6 protein-coding genes are annotated in these 7157 nt (G+C 63.1%); all 6 read right to left on the bottom strand.

Annotated features, from left to right (window positions below):
- Positions 1-31 precede the first annotated feature (31 nt).
- A complete protein-coding gene (gene hflC / locus AC3AYF_RS00520; RefSeq protein ID WP_295035730.1) occupies positions 32-997 on the bottom strand; it encodes a protease modulator HflC in 966 nt (321 codons plus the stop codon).
- Positions 997-2226, bottom strand: a complete 1230-nt coding sequence (gene hflK / locus AC3AYF_RS00515) for an FtsH protease activity modulator HflK (RefSeq protein ID WP_487779286.1) — start codon at positions 2224-2226, stop codon at positions 997-999. Before hflK ends, hflC begins: the two co-directional genes overlap by 1 nt.
- 194 nt (positions 2227-2420) lie before the next feature.
- A complete protein-coding gene (gene hflX / locus AC3AYF_RS00510; protein ID WP_295035722.1) occupies positions 2421-3743 on the bottom strand; it encodes a ribosome rescue GTPase HflX in 1323 nt (440 codons plus the stop codon).
- A gap of 14 nt (positions 3744-3757) precedes the next feature.
- Positions 3758-4006, bottom strand: coding sequence for an RNA chaperone Hfq (gene hfq / locus AC3AYF_RS00505; protein WP_295035720.1), 249 nt, complete (start codon positions 4004-4006; stop codon positions 3758-3760).
- A gap of 127 nt (positions 4007-4133) precedes the next feature.
- Positions 4134-5114, bottom strand: a complete 981-nt coding sequence (miaA, locus tag AC3AYF_RS00500; RefSeq protein WP_295035738.1) for a tRNA (adenosine(37)-N6)-dimethylallyltransferase MiaA — start codon at positions 5112-5114, stop codon at positions 4134-4136.
- A 33-nt stretch (positions 5115-5147) separates the two neighbouring features.
- Positions 5148-7139: a DNA mismatch repair endonuclease MutL gene (gene mutL / locus AC3AYF_RS00495; protein WP_295035718.1), complete on the bottom strand. Its 1992-nt coding sequence runs from the start codon at positions 7137-7139 to the stop codon at positions 5148-5150.
- Between the last annotated feature and the right edge of the window lie 18 nt (positions 7140-7157).

Genomic DNA, 7157 nt, shown 5'->3' with positions numbered 1-7157 from the left:
GTTTTCCCGCACTATTCGCGGCTGTCGCGGCTCACGGCGCCGAGGTCCCGTCAGGGGTCGGAATTTTCAGGTAACGGAAGAAGTCGCTGTTGTCGGGACTCAACACCAGCAGGTCCTTCCCTTCGCCACTGAAGCTGTCGCGATAGGCCTGCATCGAGCGGTAGAAGGAGAAGAAATCCGGTGCCTGCTGGTAGGCGCTGGCGTAGATCTTGGCCGCCTGGGCATCGCCTTCACCCCGGGTGGTCTCCGCTTCCTGGCGCCCGTTGGCCAGAATTTCCTGACGCTGACGGTCGGCATCGGCACGAATCGCCTCCGCCTGCTGGGAGCCCTCCGCACGATAGGTTCGTGCTGCCTGCTCGCGCTCCGAGTTCATCCGCTCGTAGACGGCCTGGGTCACCTCGGGAGGCAGCTCGATGCGCTTGACGCGAATGTCGAGAATATGGACACCAAGTTCGTCGCGCATGGCCTGATCGAGCTGTTGTACCGGCTCCACCATAAGCTCTTCCCGGGCGCCCTCGACGGTATCGGGCCCCTTGTTCTTGCCCGGCAGCCCCTTGTTGTTACTTTCGGCAGCGATCCGCTCCTGAATGATGGAGGACATTTCGGTCTGACCGAACTTGTTACGCAGCGCCTCGTCGGTTCGCGGCGCGATCAGGTTCTCGGCGACCTGGATGTTGCCCCGCGTCGCTTCGTAGAACTGCTGCGGATCGGCAATCTTCCACTTCACGAAGGAGTCGACGATGACCGCCTTTGAGTCCGCGGTCAGATAGCGGGTCGCGCTGGAGTCCACCGTCTGCACTCGCACATCGAAGATGCGAACCGTGTTGAAGACCGGCAGCTTGAAATGCAGACCGGGGCCGATGTCGTTTTCGATCACTTCGCCGAAACGCAGCTTGATGGCGCGTTCGGTCTCGTTGACGACGTAGAAGCTGGCGCTGGCGAACCATGCCAGCAACGCCAGGACGATGACGCCAATCAGGGCGCGGTTATTAAACATTAGCGACCCTCCCGCAGGCTGGAACTACGCGTCGGCTGCTGCGAGCCACTGTTCATGTGATCGACTACCTGACGTGATATCTGTTCGAGCTGTTGCATGCTCATCGACGAGGAATCGCTCTTGCCACCGGCATTGCCGCCCGCCTGCATCTGGTTGAGCGGCAGTACCGTCACGGCATTGCTGTCGCCCAGGTCGACGAGCGCCTTCGGCGTATTGCTCAGCACCTTGCTGATGGTTTCCAGATAGAGGCGTTGCCGGGTCACGTCCGGTGCCTGGCGATATTCGCCCAGCAGCGAGTTGAAGCGATTGGTCTGGCCCGTGGCATCCGACACGATGGCCGCCTTGTAGCCGTTGGCCTCCTCGACCAGACGCTGCCTCTGCCCCTTGGCCTCGAGCACCACGGCCTGGCTGTAGGCGTTGGCCTGGTTGATGGAGCGCTGGCGCTCCTCGCGGGCACGGATGACGTCGTCGAAGGCGTTCTGGACCTGATCCGGCGGCGCCGTCGACTCGACGTTGACCGTCTGCAGGCGCAGGCCGGTTCCGTAGGCGTCCATGTAGGCGGTCAGACGGTCGAAGATACGCTGCCCCAGCCGATCACGGCCGGTGGTCAGGATCTCCTGCAGATGCATGTTGCCCACTTCCTGGCGCAGGGCCGAGTCCATTGCGTTCTGCAGCGTCATTTCCGGTTCGTTGACGTTGACCAGGAAGGCATGCGCATCGCTCACCACGTACTGGGTCGACACGCTGACGCGAACGAAATTTTCATCGCTGGTCAGCATCGAGTCCGTCTGGGTGGCGGAACGGATGCTGGTCACGTTGACGTTGTCCACCCGATCGATGATCGGCGGATTCCAGTGCAGGCCGGGATTCAAGGTGTCGGTGTACTTGCCGAGGCGGAACACCACGCCGCGCTCGGACTGGTCGATCAGGTGGAAACCCGAACCGGCCCAGATCACGACCGCGACGATCAGCACCAGGATCGGCAGCACGAACGGGTTGCGCTTGCCGCCACCGCCGGAACCCTCGCCACCGCCGGAACCGGAGCGCTTGCCGCGCCCGCCCAGCAGCCGATTGATCTTGTCCTGAAATTTCTTCAGCGCCTCATCGAGGTCCGGCGGCCCCTGATTGCCACCACCGTTGTTGCCACCATTACCACTCGGGCGCCGGCCCCCTCCGCCGCCCCAGGGGTCCTGCTGGTTATTGCCACCACCAGGCTCATTCCAAGCCATACCTAGTCTCCAATGATGCAGTCAAAGCGTTGCGTCAGGCCAAAGCATTACGCATGGCATCGGGAGCGTGAGCCGCCGTGGCGTTGCACTCGCGTGCAAAGGGCTTGTTCGAACTGACATCGAACCCTCGTTACCCTGCATCGTTCGGGCCCGACTCTCGGACCACGAAGCTCCCCTGCGTCGTTTTTCTCACCTCAAACCCGTTCCCAATCGGCAACCGGTGTCTTTTCCGAGGTGGGTAGATAATCGTCGGCGCGTTCGCCCAAGCGAGCCATCATCTGCATAAACTCCCGCCGGGGCAAGCGAATCTCCAGATTCGAACGCCCTTGTTCGTCGAACGCTTCGTCTTGCACCGCCTGCAATTCGTGCAGCGCCGCCCGTAGTCGACCCTGCTCGGGTGTCAGCGTCAAGCGGATATCCAGGATATCCTCGGCCAGCCACTCGCCGAGTGCCTCGCGCAGCAGCTCGAGCCCCTCGCCATCGCGCGCGGAGAGCCAGACGACTTGAGGGAATCCATGCTCGTCGCGCTCGATGCGCGGCGATGTCCCCAACAGGTCGATCTTGTTCATCACCAGCAGTCGGGGCACTTCGTCGGCGTCGATCTCCGCCAGCACGCTGTCGACCTGGGCGACATTGAGTTCGCGGTCGGGGTCGGCGGCGTCGATCACATGCACGATCAGGCTAGCCTCGGTGGCCTCCTGCAGCGTGGCCTGGAACGCCTCGACCAGCTTGTGGGGCAGGTGTCGAATGAACCCCACCGTATCCGCCAGCACCACATCGCCGACGTCCGGCACGTCGAGCCGCCGCAGGGTCGGGTCGAGAGTCGCGAACAGCTGATCGGCGGCATACACCTCGGACGCCGTGATCGCATTGAACAGGGTCGATTTGCCAGCGTTGGTGTAACCCACCAGCGATACGCTGGGGACCTCTGCCCGCGCCCTGGCCCGACGGTTCTGGTCGCGCTGCTTGCGCACCTTCTCCAGCCGCCGGTGGATCGACTTGATCCGTCCACGCAGCAGGCGGCGGTCGGTCTCCAGCTGGGTTTCACCCGGGCCACGCAGACCGATACCGCCTTTCTGGCGCTCGAGGTGCGTCCAGCCTCTCACCAGTCGCGTGGACATGTATTCGAGCTGGGCCAGTTCGACCTGGAGCTTGCCTTCATGGGTTCGCGCGCGTTGCGCGAAGATATCGAGGATCAGGCCCGTTCTGTCGAGCACGCGACACTTGAGCGCACGCTCGAGGTTACGCTCCTGGGAGGGAGACAGGGCATGATTGAAAATGACCAGTTCGGCATGATGGGCCTCGAGCGCGGCCTTGACCTCGTCGAGTTTGCCACTGCCGATGAAGGAACGAGGATCGGGACGGCGTCGACTGCCCTGAATCAGGGTAGCCGACTCCGCCCCGGCGGAGCGCACCAGTTCCAGGAGTTCACCCGGATCTTCGCGCTCCTGCTCGTCCTGAAAGTCCACATGGACCAGAATCGCCGTTTCGCCGGCGTCGGGACGTTCGAAAAACAATCAGTACCTCTCGATTAGCTATCGAGTCCGGGTGCGGCGGGATCCTGCGGCGGCAACCGGACGTTACGGGACGGTACGACCGTCGAAATGGCGTGCTTGTAAACCATCTGACTGACGGTGTTGCGCAACAGGATGACGAACTGATCGAACGACTCGATCTGCCCCTGCAACTTGATGCCGTTGACCAGAAAAATGGAAACCGGGATGCGCTCCTTGCGCAGAATGTTCAGGTACGGATCCTGAAGGGACTGTCCTTTGGACATGTTGCTCTCCCTAATACTGTTATGAGTAATGCTGTTTTAGTTGGGCGGCGATTCGTTCTGACTCGGCATCACACCAACGGCATCGCGTGCCGCAAGTACAGGTCTCGACGAAGCCCGCCATTTTACGCTAACTACCGTGCTCACGCACGATTTTCGCAATCTGCTCGCCCACGTCCGGTGCGCAGCTATCGACCCAATGTAGATCGGACCAGCGTCGCAACCAGGTCAATTGACGCTTGGCCAGCTGGCGCGTGGCAGCGATACCACGCTCACGCAAGGCGGCGTGATCGCAGGCGCCTTCGAGATACTCCCATGCCTGCCGATAACCGACGCTCTTCATCGATGGTAGATCTGCATGGAGGTCGCCGCGTTGCTTCAATGTAGCCACTTCGGCTACCAATCCGCCAGCGAGCATGGCATCGAAACGCTGGGCGATCCGCGCGTGAAGTACGTGACGTTCTGCAGGCGCGAGAGCAATGGACAACAGCCGCCACGGAAAGTTTTCACGCTGCTGGCGCCGCCAGTGCTCGGAGAGCGTCACGCCGCTCAGTCGATACACTTCGAGCGCGCGAATCAGACGCTGCCGGTTACGCGGATGAATGGCTTCGGCGGCCTGTGGGTCGACCTTCGCAAGCTCCGCATGCAGTGCCTCGAACCCCTCCTGCTCGCCGCGCTGGCGCAATTGATCGCGGGTGGCAGGATCAGCGCCGGGCATGCTAGCGACTCCCTCGACGAGACGTTTGGCATACATCATCGTCCCGCCCACCAGCAGCGGCATTTTGCCGCAGGCGGTAATCGCTTCCATCTCGCGTAACGCATCGTGACAAAAGTCCGCCGCCGTATAGACCTCGGCCGGGTCGCGGATATCGATCAGCCGGTGCGGCGCGCGGGCGAGTTCCGCGACGGATGGCTTGGCCGTGCCGATATCCATACCACGATAGACCATCGCCGAGTCGACGCTGATCAGCTCGGCACCGAAACGTTGATGCAGCGCGATGGCATTGTCCGTCTTGCCGGAAGCCGTCGGGCCGAGCAGCAGAATCGCCAGCGGCCGCTCGTCATGTCGAGAGTCGTTCGGTACCGGGGAAACCAGCGGCTCGTCGTTCATGCGATCATCGTTCTCGTGCACGGGCGCCCTCGTTCACTGGCCGCGAAGGAACAGCTTGTCGAGCTGCGGCATCGACATTTCGGTCCAAGTGGGGCGGCCGTGATTGCACTGTCCGCTGCGCTCGGTGCGTTCCATGTCGCGCAGCAGCGCATTCATTTCCGGTAATGTCAGCAGTCGATTGGCGCGCACGCTGCCGTGGCAGGCCATGGTACTGAGCAGCTCGTTGATACGCGTCTCGAGACGATCGGAACGTCCGAAGCGCTCGAGATCGCCAAGCATGTCGCGAATCAACGGCTCGATATCCGCATCCGCCAGCAGCGCCGGCACCTGGCGTATCAGCAGCGTCTCGGGGCCAGCGGCGTCAAGCACGACACCCAGGCGGGCAAAAGCTTCACGCTCGTGTTCGGCGACCTCGGCTTCGCCGGCACTGACCGCCATCGAGACCGGTACCAGCAGCGGCTGTGCGTCGAGCGCCCCGGCGTGAATCTGCTGTTTCATGCGTTCGTAGACGATCCGCTCATGGGCGGCGTGCATATCGACGATCACCATCCCGCGTTCGGTTTGCGCCAGAATGTAGACACCGTGTAGCTGGGCTACCGCATAGCCCAGCGGCGGCGCCTGTGTATCGTCATTTGCCGGCAGCGTCGTGACGGTTTGCACTGGGCGCTCCTGGAGCGCTGTCCCGGCCGCCTCGCCGCCCGGGGCTCCCGCGTTACCGTCACGCGGTGTCAGCAGCGTCGACTCATGCTCCGGATGCAGTGCATGGTAGCCCGCCATGAATTCGCGAATCCGCTGGGCAGCGGGACGGTTCTGCCCCTGCTGCCCCGTGCCTGACGAATGCTGCCCGGCCAGCGGCATGCGCTGTTGCTGCCAGTCCGGCGGAGCGTAGGCCGCCGCAGTGTCAGTCTCGCCATCCGGCCGCCGCTGCGACGACATTTCCGCTTCGCCGTTGGCCGATTCGTCCGCGGGACCATTCCCGCGCTCTTCGGCCGCCGCCGCATCGTTGGGCTTCACGGAGGCCAGCGCGCGATGCAGGCTCGAGAACAGAAAATCGTGGACCAGGCGGCCATCGCGAAAGCGCACTTCGTGCTTGGTAGGATGCACATTGACATCCACCACCCGCGGATCGAGCTCCAGATACAGCACGAACACCGGATGTCGGCCGTGGAACATCACGTCGCGATAAGCCTGACGGATGGCATGCGCGACCAGGCGATCCCTGACGATACGACCGTTGACGAAAAAGTACTGCTGATCGGCCTGAGCACGCGAGTAGGTTGGCTGGCCGACCCAACCCCACAGCCGCAGTCCCGTGACCTCCAGGTCGAGGTGCAACGCCTCGTTCAGGAAGCGCTTGCCCAGCATCGCACTGATTCGCCGCTCCCGACCGGCCTGGTCCGACGCCACGGCGGGCAGCTGATGCACGGCCTTCTGGTTGTGGCGCAACAGCCAGGCGATATCGAAACGCGACAGCGCCAGGCGCCGAAAAGCCTCCTCGACATGACCGAACTCGGTCTTCTCGGTGCGCAGAAACTTGCGCCGCGCCGGCGTATTGAAGAATAGGTCGCGAACCAGCACCGACGTACCGCGAGGATGCGGTGCGGGCGTGACTCGCGGTTCCATCTGCCGGCCTTCGGCGACCACGCGCCAACCGGCGGACGGATCCTCGGCCGCGTTGGAGATCAATTCCAGGCGCGACACCGAACTGATCGATGCCAGCGCCTCGCCGCGAAACCCCAGGCTGGAGACATCCTCGAGATCATCGAGCGACGCGATCTTGCTGGTGGCGTGGCGAGACAGCGCCAGAGGAAGGTCGCCCGCGCCGATGCCGACGCCGTCGTCGCGCACCCGAATCAACCGCGAGCCGCCCGCCTCGAGGTCGACCTCGATACGCTGACTACCGGCGTCGATGGCGTTCTCGACGATCTCCTTGACCACCGAGGCCGGACGCTCGACGACCTCCCCGGCGGCAATCTGGTTAGCCAATCGGGGATCGAGAATGCGGATGCGTGGTGACTCATTCATCGCAGCGTCTCCTCACCG

Source organism: Salinicola sp. (assembly GCF_982684285.1).
The sequence above is the reverse complement of the archived record's forward strand: the minus strand, read 5'-3'. Positions and strand labels throughout refer to the sequence as shown.

Coding starts and splice junctions, on each gene's coding strand:
- miaA (WP_295035738.1), bottom strand. CDS start 5,114: ATGAACGACGAGCCGCTGGTTTCCCCGGTACCGAACGACTCTCGACAT.
- mutL (WP_295035718.1), bottom strand. CDS start 7,139: ATGAATGAGTCACCACGCATCCGCATTCTCGATCCCCGATTGGCTAAC.
- hfq (WP_295035720.1), bottom strand. CDS start 4,006: ATGTCCAAAGGACAGTCCCTTCAGGATCCGTACCTGAACATTCTGCGC.
- hflC (WP_295035730.1), bottom strand. CDS start 997: ATGTTTAATAACCGCGCCCTGATTGGCGTCATCGTCCTGGCGTTGCTG.
- hflK (WP_487779286.1), bottom strand. CDS start 2,226: ATGGCTTGGAATGAGCCTGGTGGTGGCAATAACCAGCAGGACCCCTGG.